18 protein-coding genes are annotated in these 22702 nt (G+C 72.7%); 6 read left to right on the top strand and 12 right to left on the bottom strand.

Annotated elements, in window-relative coordinates:
• The 10 genes from AW274_RS39175 to AW274_RS14825 form a co-directional block, all read right to left on the bottom strand.
• Complete coding sequence (locus AW274_RS39175; RefSeq protein ID WP_062431545.1) at nucleotides 1-3420, bottom strand: hypothetical protein; 3420 nt, start codon at nucleotides 3418-3420, stop codon at nucleotides 1-3.
• Nucleotides 3417-3878, bottom strand: coding sequence for a pilus assembly protein TadG-related protein (locus AW274_RS14865; protein WP_157520179.1), 462 nt, complete (start codon nucleotides 3876-3878; stop codon nucleotides 3417-3419). Before AW274_RS14865 ends, AW274_RS39175 begins: the two co-directional genes overlap by 4 nt.
• A 20-nt stretch (nucleotides 3879-3898) precedes the next feature.
• On the bottom strand, nucleotides 3899-4291 hold the full coding sequence (locus tag AW274_RS14860) for a TadE/TadG family type IV pilus assembly protein (RefSeq protein WP_063813371.1): 393 nt from the start codon (nucleotides 4289-4291) through the stop codon (nucleotides 3899-3901).
• Nucleotides 4284-4721: a TadE/TadG family type IV pilus assembly protein gene (locus AW274_RS14855; protein WP_063813282.1), complete on the bottom strand. Its 438-nt coding sequence runs from the start codon at nucleotides 4719-4721 to the stop codon at nucleotides 4284-4286. The genes AW274_RS14860 and AW274_RS14855 overlap by 8 nt, the downstream gene beginning before the upstream one ends.
• The gene (locus AW274_RS14850) at nucleotides 4718-4942 is read right to left on the bottom strand and encodes a hypothetical protein (RefSeq protein WP_030451345.1); all 225 of its coding nucleotides are present in this window, start codon (nucleotides 4940-4942) and stop codon (nucleotides 4718-4720) included. Before AW274_RS14850 ends, AW274_RS14855 begins: the two co-directional genes overlap by 4 nt.
• A 2-nt stretch (nucleotides 4943-4944) precedes the next feature.
• Nucleotides 4945-5883 (bottom strand): type II secretion system F family protein, encoded by a 939-nt coding sequence (locus AW274_RS14845; RefSeq protein ID WP_062431541.1) that lies wholly within the window; start codon nucleotides 5881-5883, stop codon nucleotides 4945-4947.
• Nucleotides 5884-6034: 151 nt separating this feature from the next.
• Nucleotides 6035-6916 carry a type II secretion system F family protein gene (locus AW274_RS14840; RefSeq protein WP_062431540.1) on the bottom strand — a complete coding sequence of 294 codons (882 nt, stop codon included), beginning with the start codon at nucleotides 6914-6916 and terminating at the stop codon, nucleotides 6035-6037.
• Nucleotides 6913-8217, bottom strand: a complete 1305-nt coding sequence (locus tag AW274_RS14835; RefSeq protein WP_062431538.1) for a TadA family conjugal transfer-associated ATPase — start codon at nucleotides 8215-8217, stop codon at nucleotides 6913-6915. The genes AW274_RS14840 and AW274_RS14835 overlap by 4 nt, the downstream gene beginning before the upstream one ends.
• Nucleotides 8214-8954: a CpaE/TadZ family protein gene (locus AW274_RS14830; protein ID WP_062342887.1), complete on the bottom strand. Its 741-nt coding sequence runs from the start codon at nucleotides 8952-8954 to the stop codon at nucleotides 8214-8216. Before AW274_RS14830 ends, AW274_RS14835 begins: the two co-directional genes overlap by 4 nt.
• A gap of 3 nt (nucleotides 8955-8957) precedes the next feature.
• Nucleotides 8958-9659 (bottom strand): hypothetical protein, encoded by a 702-nt coding sequence (locus tag AW274_RS14825; protein ID WP_062431537.1) that lies wholly within the window; start codon nucleotides 9657-9659, stop codon nucleotides 8958-8960.
• A gap of 550 nt (nucleotides 9660-10209) precedes the next feature.
• On the opposite strand from AW274_RS14825, the gene AW274_RS14820 reads away from it, so the two are divergent.
• Complete coding sequence (locus AW274_RS14820) at nucleotides 10210-14703, top strand: type VII secretion EssC family protein (RefSeq protein ID WP_062431535.1); 4494 nt, start codon at nucleotides 10210-10212, stop codon at nucleotides 14701-14703.
• A gap of 47 nt (nucleotides 14704-14750) precedes the next feature.
• Here AW274_RS14820 and AW274_RS14815 read toward each other — a convergent pair whose 3' ends face one another.
• Nucleotides 14751-15023, bottom strand: coding sequence for a WXG100 family type VII secretion target (locus AW274_RS14815; RefSeq protein WP_030451352.1), 273 nt, complete (start codon nucleotides 15021-15023; stop codon nucleotides 14751-14753).
• Nucleotides 15024-15227: 204 nt separating this feature from the next.
• On the opposite strand from AW274_RS14815, the gene AW274_RS14810 reads away from it, so the two are divergent.
• From AW274_RS14810 to AW274_RS14800, 3 genes are all read left to right on the top strand, one after another.
• Nucleotides 15228-16973, top strand: a complete 1746-nt coding sequence (locus tag AW274_RS14810) for an acetyl/propionyl/methylcrotonyl-CoA carboxylase subunit alpha (protein ID WP_062431531.1) — start codon at nucleotides 15228-15230, stop codon at nucleotides 16971-16973.
• A gap of 199 nt (nucleotides 16974-17172) precedes the next feature.
• Nucleotides 17173-18465, top strand: coding sequence for a hypothetical protein (locus AW274_RS14805; RefSeq protein ID WP_157520176.1), 1293 nt, complete (start codon nucleotides 17173-17175; stop codon nucleotides 18463-18465).
• Nucleotides 18466-18586: 121 nt separating this feature from the next.
• Nucleotides 18587-19780 (top strand): pentapeptide repeat-containing protein, encoded by a 1194-nt coding sequence (locus tag AW274_RS14800; protein WP_062431524.1) that lies wholly within the window; start codon nucleotides 18587-18589, stop codon nucleotides 19778-19780.
• A gap of 161 nt (nucleotides 19781-19941) precedes the next feature.
• Here the strand turns inward: AW274_RS14800 and AW274_RS14795 are convergent, their stop codons facing one another.
• Nucleotides 19942-21333, bottom strand: a complete 1392-nt coding sequence (locus tag AW274_RS14795; protein WP_062431522.1) for an NAD(P)H-quinone dehydrogenase — start codon at nucleotides 21331-21333, stop codon at nucleotides 19942-19944.
• Between the two features lie 96 nt (nucleotides 21334-21429).
• Here AW274_RS14795 and AW274_RS14790 point away from each other — a divergent pair, with 96 nt between their 5' ends.
• Entirely contained in the window at nucleotides 21430-21882 is a 453-nt protein-coding gene (locus tag AW274_RS14790) for a gamma-glutamylcyclotransferase family protein (protein ID WP_083974170.1), read from the top strand.
• Nucleotides 21883-21899: 17 nt separating this feature from the next.
• Nucleotides 21900-22700 (top strand): purine-nucleoside phosphorylase, encoded by an 801-nt coding sequence (locus AW274_RS14785; protein ID WP_062337557.1) that lies wholly within the window; start codon nucleotides 21900-21902, stop codon nucleotides 22698-22700.
• The last annotated feature ends 2 nt before the right edge of the window (nucleotides 22701-22702 follow it).

Genomic DNA, 22702 nt, shown 5'->3' with positions numbered 1-22702 from the left:
TCACGCCGTGGTCGTCGCTCGCCACACGGGGAGCAGTTCGTCGATGAGGGCTTCGGTCTCGGGGGCCATGCCGCCTCCGTATGGGTGGGAGGCCGCCCGGCGGTGCAGTCCGTCGACGACGGCGCGCAGCCGGGCCGGTTCTCCGGTGGCGTGGGCGGCTCTGAGCAGGTCGCGCCAGAGCCCTTCGTCGTCGGCGGCCAGCAGCAGCCCCGCCCTGGCGGCGGCGATGGCCGCCTCGGCGTCGCCCCGGTAGAGGCGCGACTCGCAGAGCCGGTGGGCGGCGTCGGCGACCGACGCGGTGATGTCGAACTCCAGCGGGTCGGCGGCCAGCCAGGCGTAGCGGCCGGCCGGTCTGGAGTTCAGCAGCGGGCCCCTGACCAGGTGCAGCGCCTTCTCCAGCGACATGGGGTCGCCGCGCCTGACCAGGTCCTGGAACATCGACCAGTCGGTTCTCACCTCGTCGCTGAGGTGGAGGCGGCCGGAGGGGTCGGCGTACAGGTAGGGGCGGCCCCGGTGGTCGGCGCCGAGCCATTCGGCGACGCGGGCCAGGGTGGCGTCGCGGACCATCGGCTGCACGCCGCGCGGCCACAGCACCCCGCCCAGCACGACCGGGTGCACGCCGCCCGGGTGGGTGGCCAGGTAGACGACCAGTTCGTTGGCGAGCGCGGCCCGGCCCTCCTCCAGGGCGTTGACCGGGGAGATCTCGATCGGGCCGAGGATGCGGACCTCGATGGCCGGGGGCTCGTCGTGGCGGCGGATGTCCGGCAGCGGCAGCGGTTCGCCCCGTTTGTCGTCGGCGGTGCGGAACAGGTCGACGATGGCCTGGTAGTGGCGGCGCGGCAGCAGCTGCGCCTTCACGTCGAAGCCCAGGGCGTCGATGACCGAGCGGCCGTCTTCGGTGACCTCCCACGTCCAGGTGGCGTGCTGGAGCGGGGCCGCGATCACGTATCCGGCCGCCGACCGGGTGTTCTTCGCCAGGACCGCCAGCCTGCGCGCCTCATCGGCGCTCGGCTGGACGGCGCTCAGCAGGTAGTGGGGCGGGTGGACGGGGTCGTGCGCCCGGCCGTGGATGCGGCCGGTGAGCACGTCGGGCGGCTGGGCGGCGTTCTCGAACTGCGGCAGGACCTCGGCGAGCGAGGCCGCGACGGCGACCCGGTCGGGGGCGATGGCGCGCAGCTCCTGGCCGAAGCCGACGAGGGTGACCCTCATCGTGTCCGACCAGCGGTTGGTGACCAGCTCGACGGCCAGCGCCGACAGGGCGGCGACGGCCTGCGGGCCGACGACGCTGATGACGCCGTGGGCGGCTTCGAGGTCGACCAGCACCCGGCCGGTCTCGGCGGTGCCGAGGGAGAACAGGCCCGGGTAGGGGGCCGGGACGTCGGCCAGCGCCAGGTCGTCGAGGCGCCGGGCCTCGTGGGCGGCCAGCCGCCAGATCTGCCCGCCGTCGGCGGCCTCGAAGGGGGCCGGGGCGTCCTGGCTCGGCGGATGCACCCACAGGTCCATGCCGCGCGCCGACAGGTGCAGGGCGTAGATGGCGGGTGGGCGGCGGTCGGCCTCGGCCAGCAGCCGGCCGAGCAGCCGCAGGCCGGAGTCGAGGATGCGGCTGCCCGGGGCGTCGGCGCCGAGCCGCATCGCGACCTCCGCCGAGGCGGCCTCTCCCCTGGGGCGCTGGATGCGGTGCCCGAAGGCGCGGGTCCAGAGCTGCTGCCTGCGCCTCCTGCCCAGGAGCAGGAGCAGGCCCGCCGAGAGCAGCCCGGCCCCGGCGAGGAAGTCGGCCAGGTCGACCTGCTCGGTCCATCCCTGGGCGGCGGCCGGGGTGGTCAGGATGGTGCCGCCGTCTGGGGCGGCGATCACGCCTGAACGGGGGATCGTGGTGTCCCCGATGCCGGCCTCCTCGGCGGGGGTGGTCGCGGTGACGGTGGGGATCGGTTTTCTGGGTTGTGTACGTTCTGGGTCGGCTGTGGCCTCGGGTTTTCCGGTCTCGGGCCTTGCCGACTCATGCGTGCCGGTTTCCGGTCTGGCCGACTCTTGACTACCGGTCTCGGGCCTGGCCGACTCTTGACTGCCGGTCTCGGGCCTTGCTGAATCTGGCTTACCGGTCTCAGGCGTGCCGGTTCCCGGTTTGCCGGTCTCGGGCGTGCCGGTTCCGGGTTTGCCGGTCTCGGTCTGGCCGGGGCGGGTCGGGTCGGCGGTCGGGCGGTTGCGGTCGGTCTCGGCGGGGGGACGGGTTTGTTCTCCCGTGGCCGGGGGGCGCGTGTTTTCCGGGTTCGCCGTGGCGGGCGGTCTGGTGGAGTTGTCCAGTCCCGGGCGGCTCGCGTCTCCCGGGAGGGTCAGGTCGCCGTCGACCGGCGGGCGGGTCGGCTCGGTCGCGGCCGGTGGGCGGGTGGCATCGCCCTCCCCTGCGGCGGGCGGCGGAGTCGGGTTGGCGGTGGGTTGGCGGTTCTCCGCGGGCGGCCGGGTCGGGTCGGCGGTGGGCCGCTCCCCCGGGGGTTGGGCGTGGGTGTTGTCGCGGTTCTCGAAGCGGGTGTCGTCGCCCGGCCGGGTGGTGTCCCGGTCGGGCTGGGTGGTGCGGTCGGGCTGAGTCGCTCGGTCGGGTTGGGTGGTGCGGTCGGGTTGGCTCGCTCGGTCGGGTTGGGTGGACCGGTCGGGATTTGGGGCGGTTCGTTCGGAGTTGTCGGTACTGGGCGGGCCTGGGTGGTCTTTGAGGATCTCGGGTCGGCTGTCGTCGGCGGGGACCACGTGGGTGTTGCGGGCGTCGCCCGGCATGTCCAGGACCCAGCCCGGACGGATCAGGTCGGCCATGTGGAGGCGGGCGCCGTCGGGTTGTTCCTTGTGCTTGTTGAGCTCGTAGATCTCGCCGTAGCGGCGGCCGTCTCCGAGGCACTTCTCGGCGATCTCCCACAGGCTCTCGTGGTGCCGGCCGTGGGGCGGCTGGACGACGTACACCTTCTTGACCTCGCCGCGCGGCACCAGGGCGGCGCGCTCGGGGATCGTCGACTCGGCGCTGACCAGCGTCGGCTTGACGGGCATCACGGGCGTCGAGGCGAACCTCGCCAGGGGCACGGCGACGGCCGTGACCGTGAAGAGGACCAGCACGGCCGAGACCAGCCGGTTGGCCAGCACCTGGGTGCCGCCCGACAGCGGGACGCGCGCGGGCATGCCGATGCGGCGGATGCCGGCGTACACCTCGACCAGGACGCAGACCACCAGCTGGAGCCAGGCGACCCACACGAGCAGCACCAGCACGGCGATGATCGTCTCGGTGCCGACCTGGCTCATCAGCGCGTCGAGGTCGAGCAGTTCCTCGGGGATCGGCGGCCCGGCGAACCGGATCAGGGCATACGGGACACCGCCCAGCAGGCCGACCAGCGCCACGAGGGCCGCCAGACCGGCGAAGACGTCGCCGGCGGTCCGTTTCACGCGCCGTCTCCCTGTCTTGGCGGCAGATTCAGTGACGCGAGCCGCAGCCGGCCTCCGGCCGCCAGCGTCTCGCTCTCGGGGACGGCCGTCGCCGACGCGGTCATCTCCGAGCCCGGAAACCCGATCGCGGCCAGGAAGAACGCTTCCCATGTGACACTCACCTCCACCGTCACCTCGGTCTGGCCCGCCCCGACCGTGCACCGACCCATCGCGACCCCGTCGGCGTCGTGCGCGGACACGATCTCGCCGGCCCGGCCGCACACCTCGGCGTCGCCGAGCAGCCGCAGCTGCCCGGTGGCGCGCAGCGTCTCGACGTCGATCTGGTCGGCCGCCGCCCGCGCGCCCTGCTCGGCGATGTCGGCCGCGCGCAACCGGGCGTTGATCGCCGCGCCCCCGTCGACGAGCAGGCCCGCGAGCAGGAAGACGGCGACCGAGAAGAGCACCACGAAGGTGGACATGGAACCCCGGTCGGCCCTTCTCACTCGACCCTCCGGAACTGTTCGAGCGGCACGACGGAGTCGCCGGTGATCGTCACGGCGGCGCCGAAGCCGAGGAAGTCGAGGTCGAGCGTGCAGGTCACGGTCACCTCGACCGCGCCTCCCTCCTGCCAGTCGGTGCCCGCCATCGACACCTCGGGCGGGCAGTCGGCGAGCGCGTCGGTGGCCGCCGACGTGGCGGCCTCCTCCGCGGCGCTCCTGTCGCGCTGCACCGAGGCGGCCCTGGCGGCGTCGCGGGCGGCGCCGTTGACCTCGCCCTGGGCTTCGACGACACGTCCGGCGCCGACCAGGAACAGCAGGAAGAGCAGCAGGACGGGCGCCAGCATGACCGTCTCGACCGACATCGACCCCCGGTCGGTCAGCCGCTCATCCATCGGGCGCACACCCCCCGCTGCCGTCGTCGGGCCGGAAACACTCCACCGGCCCGCCGAAGCGGGCCGTGATCGTGAACGAGATCTCGGGCAGCAGCGGCACGACCTGCACCGCGCTGCCCGTCACCTCCACCCCGCGCGAGTCGCCTTCCTCCCACGCGGTCGCCGTGGCCGACTGCAGGATCTCCGGCCCGATGGCCTGGATGATCTGCTGGGCCTTGGCCACGGCGGCGCCCTGCCAGTCGTCGTCGCCGGCCCGCGCGATCCTGGCCCCCTCGCGCGCGGCCGCGTCGGCGACCTGCCGCCCGTGGAACCACAGGGCCATCTGGACGATCAGCAGCACCACGACCAGGACGACCGGCATGAGCAGCGCGAGCTCGATGACGGTCGCGCCCCGGTCGTGCCGGTCGGTCCGCCGGTCAGGACGTCTCACTCACCACCGCCGCCGCCACCGGATTCGCCGCCGCCGAAGTTGGTGGTGATCTCGGCCGAGCGGGACTCGACGAGACCTTGGATGAGCGCGGCCAGGCCCAGCGCCACCCCGGCGATGATCGCCGTGATGATCGCCCACTCGACCGCCGACGCCCCGCGGGAGGGGGCCGTGCGCGCCTTGTGGATACGGACGCTGATCATCGCCACCAGGTAATCGATCATGTTCAGGATCCCAACATTTTCATCGCGGCCGGGTAACTGAGAAAGATCACGAAGCCCGCGCACAGCAGCAGCTGCGCCACGAGCATCGACTGCGAACGTTCGCCCGCCTTGCCCTCGATCTCGGCCAGCTCGCGCCTGCGGAGCGTGGCCGCGCGGGCCGTCAGCGACGACCGGACCTTGGCCCCGTCGTCGGCGACGAGCCCGAGGGCGGCCGACAGGTCCCGCAGCTCGTCGACGTTGATCTCGTCGCCGAGCTGGCCGAGGGCCTGCCAGGGGGTGATGCCGACGATCCGGGCGTTGGCGAGCGCCTCGCGGATGCGCTCCATCGCCCAGTTGGAGCCGGGCGCGTTCACCTCGGCGCCGGTGCCGACGGAGACGGCCATCATGAGCGCCTCCGGCACTCCCCGCCCGCCGGCCAGGTTCATCGCGACCAGGTCGAGGAACGCCCCGACGGCGTGCCGGAAGTCGCGGCGGCGGACCGCCGCGTCCTTGCCGATCTGGACGTCGGGCAGGAAGAAGAAGATCACGCTGACCAGCAGCGCCGACCAGAGCGGAATCTGGAACGACACCCCCCACCCCATGACCGCCAGCCACCCCACCAGCAGCGGGAAGGCCAGCAGCCCCGAGACGGCAAGCAGCACTTTGGTCGCCAGGAACCCCTCGAACGACTTGCCCAGCAGCGTGAGGTCGGCCCGGATCGACCGCGCCTCCCACCCGCGTGAGGCGTAGAACTTGGCGAGCCGCTGCCCGAGCGCCTGCCGGAAGGCGCTGACCTCCTCGTCGGGCGCGACGAGCGGCGTCCTGGGCGCGTCCTCCCCGGTCCGCGCGACGTCGAGCGCCGCCAGCCGGGTGGCGAGCCCCGGGCGCGGCGGGAACAGCGCCCTGAGCAGCAGCAGAATCCCGAGTCCGAGCACGCCGCCGGCGAAAGCGGTGGCGATCACACGATCACCTCCAAAGGGACGGCGCGGCCCTGATGCCGCAGAGCCACGCCCGGCCCCTGTTCGAAGGACGCTCCCAGCCCTAGGCGGGACGACCGCCCGGCCACGTCATGCCGAATCGGTCTAACGGGAACAGGCACAGCCCGGTACCCGGTCATGTGGTCACCGCCTCTGTTGGTTCGGGGCGGCGGTAGGGGGCCAGGATTCGGCCTGGTTTGTCGAAGCGGGCCAGGCGGCGCATCCAGGCGAAGCCCGCGCCGAACAGCGCGGCGACGACCACGAGCACGGCTTGGCCGAGCAGTGAGTCGTATTCGGCCACGTAGTCGCGGTTGGCGATGACCAGGAAGGCCGCGAAGGCCAGGGCCGTGCCGACCACGATCTGGACGCTGCGCCGGGTCGAGCGGCGTTCGGCTTCCACGCGGCGGCGCATGTCGAGTTCCTCGCGGGCCGAGACGGCCAGGGCCGAGAGCACGTCGCGCAGGCCGGGGCCGCGCAGGCGGGAGTTGAGGATGAGCGCGGCCACGACCAGGTCGGCCGACGGGTCGTCGAGTTCGTCGGCGAACATGCGCAGGGCGTCGCCGAGGGGCATGCGGGCGCGCAGGCGGTCGACCAGGGCGCGCAGGTGGGGCTGGAGCATGGGGGCGGCGGCCCGGATCGACGCCGGGATGGCCTGTTCGAGGCCGGCCGCGCCGGCGATGGTGTCGCGCAGCGACTCGGCCCAGGCCGCGAGGCCCTCCAGGCGCTTCATGGCGGCGCGTTCCTCGGCCGCGCCGCCCGTGAAGCCCTTCCAGGCGATGACCAGGAGCACGGCGCCGACGGCCACGACCGGCCAGCCGGTCACCACCAGCGTCAGGCCGCCCGCGATGGCCGCGATGGCTCCCCGGGTGGTCAGCGACTGGAACCACCGGAGCCGTTCGGCGCCGGTGTCGGGCGAGGCGGGGCGCGGGCGCAGACCGTACAGGGACAGGAAGAGCAGGAACAGGCCGCCGCCGGCGGCCGCGCCGGCCAGGATCACGAGCGGGTCGAAGGGGATCATGACCAGCCACCGCCCGACGGCACGTAGCCGTGGTGGACCAGTTCGTCGATGCAGGCGATCGGCGCGTGCGCGACGGCGACCCCGGCCTCCGAAGCGGTGAAGATCTCCGACGACAACACGCGGCCGTCGCAGCCCGCGACCTCGCGGACGGAGGACACGAAGCGCTTCAGCGCGCCGCCCCGGTGGTAGTCGTTGCGCTTCTCGATGAAGACGACGAAGTCGATCGCCCCGGCGATGAGCATGTGGGACGCCTCGATCGGCAGCCGCTCCTCGGCCTGCAGGGCGTAGGTCGCGATGCGGTTGAAGACCTCCATCGAGGAGTTCGCGTGGATGGTCGACAACGAGCCGTCGTTGCCCTGGGTCATCGCGTTGAGCATGGTCACGATCTCGTCGCCGAGGACCTCGCCGACGATGACCCGCGAGGGGTTCATGCGCAGCGAGCGGCGCACCAGCTCGGCCATGGTGATCTCGCCCTGGCCCTCCGAGTTGGGCAGCCGCTGCTCGAAGGCGACCACGTTGGGGTGCAGCTCGGAGAACTGGTCGAGGCCGAGTTCGAGGGCGCGCTCGACGGTGATCAGGCGTTCGTGGACGGGGATCTCGTTGGCGATGGCCCGCAGCAGGGTGGTCTTCCCGGCGTTGGTCGACCCGGCGATCATGATGTTCTTGCGCGCCTGCACGGCCGCCGCGAGGAACCGTGCCAGGTCGGGCGTGAGCGTGCCGTTGCCGACCAGGTCGGTCAGGAACACCTTGCCGAGCCGCGCCCGCCTGATCGAGATCGCGGGCCGCACGGCGACGTCCATGACCGCCGACAACCGCGACCCGTCGGGCAGGCGCAGGTCGAGCTGCGGGTTGGCGGTGTCGAAGGGGCGCGACGACAGGCCCGAGTAGGCCGCGAGGATCTGGATGAGCTCGATCAGCTCCTCGTCGGACTCGGCGACCGGCTCGTGGCTGAGCTCCTGGCCGTCGGCGTAGCTGACGAAGACCCGGTCGCAGCCGTTGATGTCGATGTTCTCGACCTCGGGGTCGTCGAGGAGCGGCTGGAGGCGGCCGACGCCGAACAGGGCGGCGTGGATGCCGGCCGCGAGGGCCTCCTCCTCGTCGACCGTGGGCGGGGTGCGGCCGACGCCGATCTCGCCGCGCGCGAACTCCTCGAGGACCTGGGCGATCAGAGCGCGGGCGAACTGGCGTTCGTCCTCGCCGCTCATCGGCGGGACGCCGCCGGCCTGGTCGAGCCGCCGCTGGTGAGCCAGCCGGTCGCCGACCTCCTGGCGGAAGCGTTTGACGAGCGTGTGGTCGATCACTGGGCCACCTTCTTCTGGAGGTGGCCGGCCAGCCGCCCGGCGAGTTCGCGGGCGGTCCGGATGAGCGGGCTGCGCTCCAGCCGGCCGCCCCATTCGCCGCGCAGCAGCTCGGCGCCCTTGGGGTCGTAGGCGATGCCGCCGACGAAGGAGACGTCCCAGCCCGACACGATGCGCCGCACCTCGTCGAGGGAGGGCCGGTAGTTGCGCGGGTCGGCGACCACGACCACGCCCACCCGGCGTTTCAGCAGGGTGAGGCGCTCGCGCAAGTGGGCGACGTGGTCGAGGCTGGCCCGGGTGAACAGGATGACCTGGTCGGCCTCGTCGACCAGCTCGTTGATCGCGGGCTGTACGCCCAACCGCCCGCAGTCGGCCAGCACGTCGGCGTGGTCGAGCGCGGCGAACGAGCGCCCCAGGGGGCCCCAGAGCCAGGTCAGCCCGGCCGCCTGCTCGCCGTTGGTCAGCCCGGCCAGCACGTCGAGGCCGCCGACGAGGCGCTGGGTGTGTTCGTACACCTGGTCGGGATAGAGCCCCCGCCGGGCCACCGCGCCGAGGCTGAGCAGCCCGCGGGCCGGGTTGAGCACCCCGCCCTCGGCGGCGGGCAGCCGGTAGGCGAGGTCTCCCCCGGACGGGTCGCACTCGGCCAGCAGCACCGGACGCGGCCACACGGCCCCGAGGGCGGTCGCCGCGGTGGTGACCCCGGGCGCGCCCTTGTCGGCGGCGAGCACGATCAGCGCCATCGGCTACCTGGCCCCCGGGAGCACCGCCAGGGCGATCTCCCCGGTCGAGGCGAACGCCGCGACCTGCGGCGAGAGCGAGGCGTCGACGATCACGGTCACCAGCCCGGACGCGCCCCGCTCCTTCGACCCCACGCTGTGCACGCGGGCGGAGGGCACCAGCACCTTCTGCGGCACGGCCCCGGCCCGCGCGTTGCCCGGCACGTAGATGACCTGGACGACGTCGCCGGCGGTCAGCCCCGAGGGGTACTGCCCGGCCTTGAGGGAGAGCCCGACGCGGGCCCGGTTTGGCCCGACCTCCTCGCTGTCGGTGGTGACCATCGTCTCGGTCAGCAGCGTGCCCGGGAGCAGGGTGACGGCGGCGAAGGTCTTGGTGACCTGGTCGCGGTGGCGCCACGGGACGTAGGAGATCCCGGTGTCGGCGATCTGCACCTCGCGCAGCGCGGCGACCGGGATCTGCTGCCCGGCGCCGATCTGCTCGGCGACGCCGACGGCCGAGACGCGGTCGCCGCTGCGCATGACGAGGAGGGTGCTGGTGAGCGCGCCGCCGATGATGAGGAGCACGGCGACGGCCGCGAGCGCGGGTTTGCGCTCCCGTGGTGGCACCGGCAGCTTGCGCGAGGCCGGTCCGGAGAGGGTGGGCCGATCGACGGGGGAGCCGTTGACGGGGCGGGGGGCGTCCCGGACGGGCTTCTCGCTGGTCCTCATGGGCAGGGAACTCCCAGATCAAAAGCAATTTAGGATTCGCGACGAAATATCACGCCATTATGGACATCACCGAACCCGGGAGTTCCGAAAAATGGCGAGCCATGCTTATCGGTTATAGGTCACGCCGTCAAAGAGAACGGCATCATCTCCTGTTTTCCCAGGTAGACAGGGCGACAAGTCTCACGAGTCACAAACGCCACAATTACCCCAGCCTCTTTCGTATAACACTGGAGCCGGGCGCAACCACAACCAATATGGAATTTCGGTATATGTCGCCCGAGCCTCCCGGGCACCTGTGGACGGACCCACCGGTTTTCCACAGAAACGCCAGGTGAACGTGGTGGATCCGGCGCGGAAGAACCCGGCAAAGGCCCCACTTGGCAGGCCCGCTGCCGTTGTACGGCCTTTCTGAACGCCCGTGAGTTATCCACAGGGTTACCCACAGGGATGCGGCCTTGTCCACAGACCAACCGATTCGGTCATACACCGCCGTGGTGACGCGCCGTCTCTGTACGGTGACCCCGCCACCGATCCCCTTGGAGTACCGCCGATGCGGATCACCCTCACCGTCGTCGGCGGCGCCGGTCACCGCGACGTGATCGTCGACGGCGACGAGTCGACCACGGCCACCGGCCTGGCCACCGCCCTCGACACCCGCAACCTGGGCAACGTCGTCCGGCTCCCGCGGGCGCGGGCGCCCTATGGCATCGACCGGGAGCAGGCCCCCGACGGCGTGTTGTGGCTCGACGGGCGTCCGCTGCCCGCCGACGTGCGCGTCTTCGGGCTGCTGCGCGACGGCGACCGGGTGGCGCTCGACCGCGCCGGGGCCGCCGCGACCGTGGTCGAGGAGCCCGGCGGGACGGCCGAGCTGCGGGTCGCCGGTGGCCCGGGAGCCGGGTCGGTCCACCGCCTGGGGCTTGGCGCACACGTGATCGGCGGCGATCCGGCGTGCGCCGTGGCGGTGGCCGACCCTCTTCTCCCGCCCGAGGCGGCGGTGGTGCGGCTGGGGCCGGCCGCGATCACGGTCGAGCCGGTCGGCACGGTGCCGCTGCGGCTGGCCGGCGAACCGGTGACCGGGCCGGTCGACTGGCCCGAGGACGCCGTGCTGGCGATCGGCCACTCGGTCTTCACGGTCGGCCGCGTCGAGCCGCCCGACGCCCACCTCGACTCGCTGCCCGACGGCGGGCTGGCGTACAACCGGCCGCCGAGGCTGGTGCCGCCCGAGCGGGTGGCCCGGATCGAGGTGCCGCAGGAGCCGCGCAGGGCCGAGGGGGCCCGGCTGCAACTGCTGGCGGCGTTCCTGCCGGCGGCGTTCGGGCTGGTCATGGCGTGGGCGTTCCAGAACTGGTACTTCCTGCTGATCGCGTTCATGACCCCGATGATCATGATCGGCCAGTGGGCCAGTGACCGGCGGCACGGCCGCAAGCAGCACCGCCAGGCGGTCAAGGACCACAAGGCGGCCATGGAGGCGTTCCACCGCGCGGTCGAGAAGGCCCGCGCGGCCGACGAGGCGGCCCGGCGGGCGGCCGCCCCCGACCCGGCCGAGCTGCTGCTGACCGCGACCGGCCCCCGGCGGCGGTTGTGGGAGCGGCGCACCCACGACCCCGACGCGCTGCGGCTGCGCGTGGGCCTGGCCGACCTGCCCGCCGAGATCACCTTCGAGCCGCCCGCCCCCGAGCTGGTGCCGGCGGCCCATGACGTCCCGGTGGCGCTGGCGATGCGCCGCCTCGGCGTGGCCGGGGTGACCGGCCCCCGGCCGGCCGCGCTCGCGGTCGCCCGCTGGCTGGTGGCCCAGGCGGCCACCCTGCACAGCCCCCGCGACCTGGCGATCGTCGTGTTGTCGGCCAGCCCCGACGGCGCGTCGCAGTGGGGCTGGGTGCGCTGGTTGCCCCACTGCGTCACGCACGCGACCGGCAGCCTGGCCTCGGTCGGCGGCGACCTGGAGTCGGCCGCCCGGCGGGTGGCCGAACTGGCCGCCCTGATCACCGAGCGCCAGGGCGACGAGGGCGGCCCGCTGCTGAAGCCCGGCCGGTTGACCGGCGGCCCGTCGAGCTGGAACGACCTGGGCCGGGGCGCCCCCAAGCAGACCGAGCCGTCGTTCGGCACCTACGACGAGCGCCCCTACGACGTGCTGGTGGTGCTCGACGGCGCGCAGGCGATGCGGGCGCTGCCCGGCATGCCGCAGGTGCTGCGCCAGGGCCCGCCCGCCGGGGTCTACACGATCGCGATCGACGACGCCCAGTCGCTGCTCCCGGAGGAGTGCGCGACGGTCGTGGCCTGCGACGAGGACGACGGCACGATCCGGCTGCGCGGCGGCGGCCTCGACGCGCTCGGCGCGATCCGCCCCGACCAGGTCTCCCCCGCGTGGGCCGACCGGCTGGCCCGCTCGCTCGCGCCGCTGCGCGACGTGAGCCGCGACGACCCGTCGGCCGCGCTGCCCGACTCCGCGCGGCTGCTCGATCTGATCGACGTACCCGACAACCCGGGCCGCTCGACCCGGGCGGTCCTGGGCGCGGGCCCCGACGGGCCCTTCGCGGTCGACCTGCGGCGTGACGGCCCCCATGCCCTGATCGCCGGTACGACCGGCGCCGGCAAGTCGGAGCTGCTGCAGACGCTGATCAGCTCGCTGGCGGCGGTGAACCGGCCCGACGAGATGACGTTCGTGCTGGTCGACTACAAGGGCGGGGCGGCGTTCAAGGAGTGTGTACGGCTGCCCCACACGGTCGGCATGGTCAGCGACCTCGACGCCCACCTCACCCAGCGCGCCCTGGCGTCGCTGGCCGCCGAGATCCGCCGCCGGGAACGGCTGCTGCTCGACGCGGGGGCCAAGGACATCGACGACTACCTCGAAGACCGCGGCACGACCTGGATCATGGGCGCCACCGGCGTGCAGCAGGCGACCGCGCCGGGCATCTTCGGCCGGGCCGCCGTCAGGACGACCGGCGTGCGGGAGCCGATGCCCCGGCTGGTGCTGATCATCGACGAGTTCGCCGCGCTGGTCGCGGAGCTGCCCGAGTTCGTCGAGGGCCTGGTCGACATCGCCCGCCGGGGCCGGTCGCTGGGCATCCACCTCATCCTCGCCACCCAGCGCCCCGCCGGTGTGGTGACCGCCGACATCCAGGCCAACACGTCGCTCCGGATCGCGCTTCGGGTCACCGACGCCCGCGAGTCGGCCGACGTCATCGACGGGCCGGAGGCCGCGTACATCCCCAAGTCCACCCCCGGACGGTGTTACGTCCGGTCGGGCGCGGGGCCGGCGGTGGCCGTCCAGGCCGCTCGCATCGGGGGGCGGGCGCCCGGCGGGGGCGGGTCGCTCGGGCAGGTACGGGTGACCGACCTGCCCTGGGAGGCCCTCGGGCGTCCGCCGGCGAGCACGCTGGTGTCGGAGCTGGCCGGGACGACCGACCTGGCCCGCCTGGTCGACCGGGTGATCGAGGTGTCGCGCGGGGTGCCGAAGCAGCCGAGCCCGTGGTTGCCGCCGCTGGCCGACCAGGTCGCGCTGCCCGAGGTCGACGGCGAGACGATCGCGTTCGGCCTGACCGACCTGCCGTGGGCGCAACGCCGCCGCCCGCTGACGCTGGGCCCCGGCCACCTGCTGATCGCCGGCACCGCCCGCAGCGGCCGCTCGACCGCCCTGCGCACCATCGCCGGATCGGTGGCCGCCCAGGTCACCGCCGACGACCTGCACCTGCACGCGATCGACTGCGGCTCGGGCGCGTTGTTGCCGCTGGTGGCGCTGCCGCACTGCGGCGCGGTCGTCACCCGCGACCAGCTCGACCGGGTCGAACGGCTGCTGGCCCGGTTGCGGGCCGAGATCGCGCGGCGGCAGCAGCTGCTCGCCGAGGCCGGTTTCGCCTCCCTGGCCGAGGCCCGCGCGGCCGGGCTGAAGGAGCCGTGGCTGCTGCTGATGATCGACCGGTGGGAGGGCTTCGTCGCGGCCTTCGAGAACTACGACTACGGCCGCCTGGTCGACGGGGTGATGCAGATCCTCCGCGAGGGCCCGGCCGTGGGCCTGCGGGCCGTGGTGACCTCCGACCGGTCGGGCCTGATCGGCCAGATCTCGACGGTGTTCGACGACCGGCTGGTGCTGCGGCTGTCCGACCCGGCCGACTACGGCCTGGCCGGGCTGCCGGCCAAGAACGTGCCGTCGGCGATGCCGAACGGGCGGGCGTTGTCGATGAGCGAGCACGGCATCGTGGAGAGCCAGATCGCCCTGCTGGCCGACGACCCCTCGGGCCCGGCGCAGGTCGCGGCCCTCCAGTCGCTCGCCCGCGCCGCCGCCCCCGCGACGCTCAACCGCCCGCTGCGGGTCGACGCGCTGCCCGCCCGCATCACCGCCGACCAGGCCATGGGGCTCGTCACCGGCTTCCGGCCGCCCTCGCGCCTGTGGGCCCTGCTGGGGGCGGGCGGCGACGCGCTGGCCCCGATGGGCGTCGACCTGCTGGGCCAGGGCCCGGCGGCGGTGATCGCCGGGCCGTCGCGGTCGGGCCGTTCGTCGACGTTGCTGACGGCGGCGCAGTCGCTGCTCGACCGCGACGTGCCGGTGCTGGTGATCGCGCCGCGCCGCAGCCCGCTGCGGGAGCTCCGGGGCGTGCTGGCGGTGCTCGACGGCAACGCGCGCAGCGTGCGGGAGGACGACCAGGCGGCGGCCGGCGGCGGCTTCGGCGGCCTGCCCGGGGCGCACGACCCGATGAAGCTCCTGGAGGGCCAGGAGAACTACGTGGTGATCGTGGACGACGCCGAGCTCATCTCCCCCGACTCGGCGCTCGGCACCGCCCTCGACGAGATCCTCCGCAAGGCGCGCGACGGCGACCACGGACTGGTGATCGCGGGCACCACGGGCGACCTCGCGACGGCGTACCGGGGCTTCGTGGCGGAGGCCCGCAAGGCCCGCACGGGCCTGCTGCTGTCGGTCCAGAGCCCGGCCGACGGCGACCTGTTCAACGTGCGCCTGCCCAGAGGCGCGACAGGCGGCGGGCCGGCGGGCCGGGGCCTGCTGATCGTCTCGGGCACGGCGACCCCGATCCAGACGGCCCTGCCCTGACGGACGAGAGGCGTGGTTCCCGGCGCGAGGGAACCACGCCCACTGATTCAGCGGGTGGCGGACTCGATGTTGCCCCGGTAGGTGTTGATGGTCCGGGACGCCTCGTTGAGCTCCTCCGACATGCGCTGGAAGGCGGCCCGGTAGTTCTGCCAGGCGTCGCGGAACCGTTCGGCTCCGGGGCCGGTCCAGACCGAGCCGACCTTGGCGGCCTCGCGGTCGAGGGTGGCCATCGTCGCGCGGACCTGGTCGGCCTGCTGGGTGAACTGGGCGGCCATGGTCTGCATCTCCGCCGGGTCGCCGCCGAGCAAGCTCTGACTCATCTTTTTTCCCTTCACGGACACCGATATGGCGCCCTCACCGTAGACGCCGGACCGGTCCTGAGCACCGGTTATGCGCAGCCGCTATAAGCCGGGACTGTTTTCGGGAGGCCAACGGTGAAAAACCGGCCCAAACCCGGGTCGGCAGTTGGTCACCGGCCGGGGATCCATACACTCCAGTCTCAGGTCGAGGGATAGGAGCTCCCGGTGCAGAAGGTCCTGATCGCCAATCGGGGCGAGATCGCCGTTCGGATCGCCCGGGCGTGCGCCGACGCGGGTCTGGCGAGCGTCGCCGTGTACGCCGACCAGGATCTCGACGCCCTGCACGTCAAGGTCGCCGACGAGGCCCACGCGCTGGGCGGCCAGAGCCCGGCCGAGACCTACCTGGACATCGAGAAGCTCCTCACGGTGGCCCGCGAGACGGGCGCCGACGCCGTCCACCCCGGTTACGGCTTCCTGGCCGAGAACGCGGGCTTCGCCCAGGCCGTCATCGACGCCGGGCTGACCTGGATCGGCCCGCCCCCCTCGGCGATCATGGCGCTGGGCGACAAGGTGCAGGCCCGGCACATCGCCCAGCGGGTCGGCGCCCCGCTCGTGGCGGGCACCCCCGACCCCGTCTCGGGCGTCGAGGAGGTCGTCGCGTTCGCGGCCGAGAACGGCCTGCCGATCGCGATCAAGGCGGCCTTCGGCGGCGGCGGCCGCGGCCTCAAGGTCGCCCGCACGACCGAGGAGATCCCCGACCTGTACGAATCCGCGGTGCGCGAGGCCGTCACCGCGTTCGGCCGGGGCGAGTGTTTCGTCGAGCGTTACCTCGACCGCCCCCGCCACGTCGAGACCCAGTGCCTGGCCGACTCCCACGGCAACGTGGTCGTCGTGTCGACCCGCGACTGCTCGCTCCAGCGCCGCCACCAGAAGCTCGTCGAGGAGGCCCCCGCGCCGTTCCTGACCGAGGAGCAGATGGTCATCCTGTACGACAGCTCGAAGGCCATCCTCCGCGAAGCCGGTTACGTGGGGGCCGGCACCTGCGAGTTCCTCGTGGGCCAGGACGGCACGATCTCCTTCCTGGAGGTCAACACCCGCCTCCAGGTGGAGCACCCGGTGACCGAGGAGGTCTCCGGCATCGACCTGGTGCGGGAGATGTTCCGGATCGCCGACGGCGAGACCCTCGGCTACGGTGACCCTCACCTCCGGGGTCATTCGTTCGAGTTCCGCGTCAACGCCGAGGACGCCGGGCGCGGCTTCCTGCCCGCCCCCGGCACGCTGACCGCGCTGCGCACCCCGTCGGGGCCGGGCGTCCGGCTCGACTCGGGGTACGAGGCCGGGATGACGGTGCCCCAGTCGTTCGACTCGCTGATCGCGAAGCTGATCGTGACCGGGGCGACGCGCACCCAGGCGCTGGAGCGGGCCCGCCGGGCCCTCGCGGAGTTCGAGGTCGACGGGATGCCCACGGTCATCCCGTTCCACCGGAAGATCGTGTCCGACCCGGCGTTCGTCTCCGAGCCGTTCTCGGTGCACACCCGCTGGATCGAGACCGAGTTCGTGAACGACGTCCCGCCCTACGACGGGGCCCAGGAGAGCGCCGAGCCCGCCGCCCGTGAGCGGATCACCGTGGAGGTCGGGGGCAAGCGGCTGGAGGTGGTCCTGCCGTCGGGGTTCTCGGGCGGGGGGACGGCGAGATCCGTACAGAAGGCTCCCAAGCGCGCCGGCGGGGCGGCCAAGAAGGCGGCGGCGTCCGGCGACTCGCTGGTCAGCCCCATGCAGGGCACGATCGTCAAGGTCGTCGCCGGAGACGGCGAGTCGGTCTCACCCGGCGACACGATCGTGGTCCTGGAGGCCATGAAGATGGAGCAGCCCCTCACCGCCCACAAGGCCGGCGTGATCACCGGGCTGGCCGCGGGGGTGGGCCAGACGGTCACCGCCGGGTCGGTGATCTGCGAGATCAAGGACGCGTAGCGCATCCCCGGTCCGGCAGCCTGATCCACGCGCGTGGCGCGGTCCACGGGCGGATACGGTGGAGTGCAGCGGAACCATCGCGCAACGCCGTTCGTCCTCATGGGCGAAGGAGGGCCGAATCGTGACAAAATCCCACCCACTAGGCCGCCTTGGGGCCGCTGTCGCGGCCCTGTTCGTCGGCTTGTCCGCCCTTTTCCTGGTGAGTCCCCCGGCGGGCGCCGCCGCCGCGCCTCCTGACGCGGCGACCGTGGTCGGTGCGTGGAAGACGAGCCCGCTGTTCACGGTGAGCGGATCCCCCCTGACGAGCGCCCAGCAGTCGGAGATCACCGCGGCGCTCAAGGACTCCAAGTTCCCGATCTACACCGTCGCGCTGCCCGAGGGCACCGTGACCCGCGCCAACGTCGCCCAGTTCGTCCCGGGCCTGCTCACGCAGCTCGACAAGGAGGGCCGTTCGGCGGCGACCGTGGCCGTCATCGACGGCACCAGCCTGTTCGCCGGCAGCACCGCGTTCCCCCAGCCGGCGGCCGGCAAGATCGCCAACGCGGCGGCCTCCGCCCACGTCGGCGACCCGGTCGCCGTGATGCAGGAGTTCACGAACCGGGTCGACATGCAGCTCACGGGCAACCCCCGGGGAGCCCAGGGCCCCGGTGACACGATCAGCGGCAACGCGGGCGTCTGGATCGGCCTCGGCGTCATCGCCGTGGTCGGCGGCGGCGGCATCTGGCTGATCTCCCGCCGGAACAAGCGCCGGCGCGAGGAGAAGGAGGCGGCCGAGCTCAAGGCCGTCAAGCAGACGGTCGAAGAGGACGTCACCAAGTTCGGCGAGGAGATCACCTCGCTCGACCTCGACGCCAAGATGCTCCCGGCGGCCGGCACCGACCACGACTGGCAGCACGCCCTCGACTCCTACGAGAAGGCGAAGGTCCAGCTCACCCAGGTCAGGCGGGCCGACGAACTGCGCGACGTCACCGCCACGCTCGAAGACGGCCGCTACGCCCTGGCCGTGGTGAAGGCCAAGGTCAACCAGCTGCCGCTGCCCGAGCGGCTGCCCCCGTGCTTCTTCAACCCGCAGCACGGCCCGTCGGTCCGCAACGTCCGCTGGGCCCCGCCCGGCGGCGCGCTCCGCGACGTCCCGGCCTGCGCCATGGACGCCAACGCGATCGAGCGCGGCTTCGACCCGCAGATGCGCGAAGTGGTCCTGCCCAACGGCCAGCGGGCGCCCTACTGGGCGGCCGGCCCGGCCTACCAGCCCTACGCCAACGGCTACTACGGCGGCTTCGACGGCCTGCTGACCGGCATGCTGGTCGGCACGATGCTCGGCAGCGCCTTCGGCGGCTTCGGCTACGGCGGATACGGCTACGACGCGGGCTACGCCGACGGCGTGGCGGCCGACGGCGGAGGCGACTTCGGCGGCGGTGGCGACTTCGGTGGCGGCGGCGACTGGGGCGGCTCCGATTTCGGCGGCGGCGACTTCGGCGGCGGCGACTGGTAGACCCCGATCAGGGCCCCGCGGACGTTGGTCCGCGGGGCCCTTTCATGTGTTCAAGGTGACTGCAAGCGGGGCGAAAGGGCGCGTGAGAAACTCGGGACATCCCCTCAGGAGGCTGTTTCCCGTGCGTGCCCTCGTCGCCTTATCGTTCGCCCTCTCCCTGGTCCTCGTCCCGGCCGCCGCCGCGAACGCGACCGCCGCGCCCTGCCAGAAGGGCTCCGGCCCCAAGCTCCGCGGCGCCGACTTCACCAACGGCCGCCAGCTCCCGAGCGACCTGCGCTGCGCCGACCTGACGGGCGCGAAGCTCGACGAGGTCGACTTCACCCAGAAAGACCTGACGGGCGCGATCCTCCGCAACGCCTCCATGAAGGAGGCCGACTTCACCCAGGCCCACCTCGAATACGCCGACCTGCGCGGCGCCGACCTGACCTCCGCCGACCTGGGCCAGCTCCGGGCCAAGCAGGCCGACCTGCGCGGCGCCACCCTGATCGACGTCGAGGCCGGCCAGGCCGAGTTCCCCCACGCCGACCTGACCGACGCGGTCATGACCAGGGCCAACCTGACCCAGGTCACGCTGACCAACGCCAAGCTCGTCGGCGCCGACCTCAACGAGGCCGAGCTCGGCCAGGTCAAGGCCCGCACGGCGGACTTCTCCAAGGCGAAGATGAAGGAGGCGGAGTTCGGCCAGGGCCAGCTCCAGCACGCGGTCTTCAAGCAGACCGACCTCACCGAGGCCCAGTTCACCCAGGCGGAACTCCAGGGCGCCGACTTCACCGGCGCGGTCGTCGAGAAGACCAGCTTCGTCCAGGCCGACGACCTCAACCTGGCGGGCGCCCAGGGCACCCCCGCCGACCTGCCGACGGGCGTGTCGTTCACGCCCCCGGCGGAGGAACCCGCCTCCGACTCCGGCCCCACCTCCGCGCCGACCAGCCGTCAGGGCCCGTCGCGCGTGCTGGGCATGTCCCCCGCCCTGCTGATCGCCCTGGCGGGCGGCCTGGGCCTGAGCCTGACCCTGATCGTCTGGGGAGTCAGCCACCAGCGCACCCGCCGCCACGACGCGACCTTCGCCATGGCCCGCCGCGTGGCCGAAGAGGACGTGACCCGCTTCGGCGAGGAGATCGACACCCTCGACTTCGACATGAAGGTCAAGGCGGTGAGCGGCCCCAGCCACGACTGGCGAGCCGCCCTGGACGCCTACGAGGCGGCCAAGCAGGCCCTGTACCTAGCGCAGACCCCGGAAGAGTTGCACGCGGCCGCAGCAGCGGTCCACCACGGACGGCAGGCCCTGCACCGAGTCCGCTCAGTCCTCCCCCGCTGAACCATCCAAGGCGGATATGCCGAAATTTCGGGCGGCGAGGGCCGCCCGACCCGGAGCTCGACCTTCCGCCCGCGCCGCCGACCGTTTACCCGTCAAGGCGATGGTGTCGATATACCGAAATTTCGGGTGGCGCCACCCGCTAACAGAAACCCCCGCAGGGGCTAGATGCCTGCCGTCAGCGGGGACATCAGCCGGCGGGCGGCCTCGGTGATCGAGCCCGACAGTGACGGGTACACCGCGAAAGTATGAGCCAGCTGGTCGACCGTCAGCCGGTGCTGGACCGCCACCGACAGCGCCAGGATCAGTTCCGAGGCGCGGGGTGCCACGACCACCGCCCCCAGGATGATCCCCGTGTTGGGCCGGCAGAACATCTTGATGAAGCCGTCGTGGAAGCCCTGCATCTTCGCCCGTGCGTTGGTCGCCAGCGGCAGCTTCACGACCTTCGCGTCGACTTCCTTGTTCTCGACCTGCTTCTGGGTCACCCCGACCGCCGCGATCTCCGGGTCGGTGAAGATGTTGGAGGCCACGGTCGCGAGCCGGATCGGCTGGACGGCCTCGCCCAGCGCGTGCCAGACCGCGATGCGGCCCTGCATGGCGGCCACCGAGGCCAGCATCAGCACGCCGGTGCAGTCGCCGGCCGCGTAGACGCCGGGCGCTGAGGTGCGGGAGACCTTGTCGACCTCGATGAAGCCGTTGCGGTCGAGGCGGACGCCGTTCTCCTCCAGGCCGATGCCCGAGGTGTTGGGCACCATGCCGACCGTCATCAGGCAGTGGGTGCCCTCGGCGGTGCGGCCGTCTTCGAGGGTCACCACGACGCCGTCGGCGGTGCGCTTGACCGAGGAGGCGCGCGAGCGGCCCATGACGTTCATGCCGCGCCGCCGGTAGACCTCTTCGAGGACCTCGGCCGCGTCGGCGTCTTCGTTGGGCATCATGCGGTCGCGCGAGGAGACCAGGGTCACCTCGGAACCCAGGGACATGTAGGCCCCGGCGAACTCGGCGCCGGTGACGCCCGAACCGACGACGATCAGCTTCTCGGGCAGCTCGTCGATGTCGTACATCTGGCGCCAGGTGAGGATGCGCTCGCCGTCGGGCTCGGCTCCGGGGAGGACCCTCGGGGTGGCTCCGGTGGCGACGATGACCACGTCGGCGCGGATGGTGCGGTCGCCGGCGCGGACGGTGCCGGGTTCGAGCAGGCGGCCGCGGCCCCGGACGACCTCGACGTTCTCGGCGGCCAGGCGGGCCGCGATGTCGGCCGACTGGGCACGGGCCAGCTCTTTCACCCGGCGGTTCACGATCGGCATGTCGGCCACCGCGCCGCCGACGTCGCCGTCGGGGCCGCCGGTGAAGTGCACGCCGAGCGAGGTGCCGTCGACGAGGGCCTGCTTGCGGACCGAGGTCGCGATCATGGTCTTGGACGGGACGCAGTCGGTCAGCACGCACGCGCCGCCGGGCCCCTCTTCCTCGACCACGGTGACCCGGGCCCCGAGTTGGGCGGCGACCAGGGCCGCCTCGTATCCGCCGGGGCCGCCGCCGATGATCACGATCCTTGTCACATGTCCCATTCTCCCGCACCCGAAGAGGTGTAACGGCACGACTACGTGGAACCGCCACGGCCGGTCCTGCGGGCGATCTTGGTTTACTCTGATGCGGTGCCTGTATACGCCGCCTATGGCAGCAACATGGACCCGAAGCAGATGGCCGAGCGGGCGCCCCACTCGCCGATGAGGGGAACAGGCTGGCTGACCGGCTGGCGGCTGACCTTCGGCGGGGAGGACGTCGGCTGGGAGGGCCCGCTCGCCACCGTGGTCGAAGATGCGGGCTCGCAGGTGTTCGTCGTCCTCTACGACGTGCCCGAGTGGGACGAGCCGTCGCTCGACCGCTGGACCGGCCTCGACCTCGGGCTCTACACGAAGATCCGGCTGCGGGTGGCCACCCTCGACGGCGACGTGCTGGCCTGGTTCTACGTGGTCGACTCCTACGAGGGCGGGCTTCCCGCGGCGCGTTATCTCGGCATCATCGCCGACGCCGCCGAGAAGGCGGGGGCACCCGACGACTACGTCCACGAACTGCGTGCCCGTCCCTGTAAGTCCCTCGGTGACTGACTTGTACGCTCAGGAGCGTGAGTAACGCATTTTCCCTGGCCGCCGACGCGGCGTCCGCGCTGCGTGCGAAAACGGGAGTCGACGCGTTCGACGTGGCTCTCGTCATGGGCTCCGGCTGGGTGCCGGCGGCCGACGCCATCGGTGCGCCCCTCGCCGAGTTCCCCTCGACCGACCTGCCCGGCTTCGCTCCCCCGGCCGTCGAGGGCCACGCGGGACGTATCCGGGCCGTCAAGGCCCCCAACGGGCAGCACGTCCTGATCTTCCTCGGCCGCACTCACCTCTATGAAGGGCTGGGCGTCGAGCCGGTCGTCCACGGCGTGCGAACCGCCTGCGCGGCCGGGGCGCGGGTCGTGGTGCTGACCAACGCGGCCGGCGGGCTGCGTCCGGAGACCCAGAACGTGGGCGACCCGGTCCTGATCAGCGACCACATCAACATGACCGGCGCCAACCCCCTGACCGGCGCGACCTTCCTCGACCTCACCGAGGTCTACTCCAAGCGGCTGCGCGCGCTCGCGCGGGAGGCCGACCCGTCGCTCGCCGAGGGGGTGTACGTCGCCTTCCGCGGTCCGACTTATGAGACTCCGGCCGAGATCCGCATGCTCCGCACCCTTGGTGGGGATCTGATCGGCATGTCGACTGTGCTGGAGGCCATCGCGGCCCGGCAGTGCGGCGCCGAGGTGCTGGCGCTGTCGCTGGTCACCAACCCGGGCGCCGGGCTGGTCGGGGAGCCGCTGAACCACGAGGAGGTCCTCGAGGTCGGCCGGGCCACCGCGCAGCGGATGGGCGGCCTGCTGAGCCAGGTCGTCGGCAAGCTCTGAGT

This window comes from Herbidospora daliensis (assembly GCF_001570585.1).
Taxonomy (GTDB): Bacteria; Actinomycetota; Actinomycetes; order Streptosporangiales; family Streptosporangiaceae; genus Herbidospora; species Herbidospora daliensis.
Note: the sequence above shows the minus strand (reverse complement) of the source record. Positions and strands in the feature narration are given on the sequence as shown.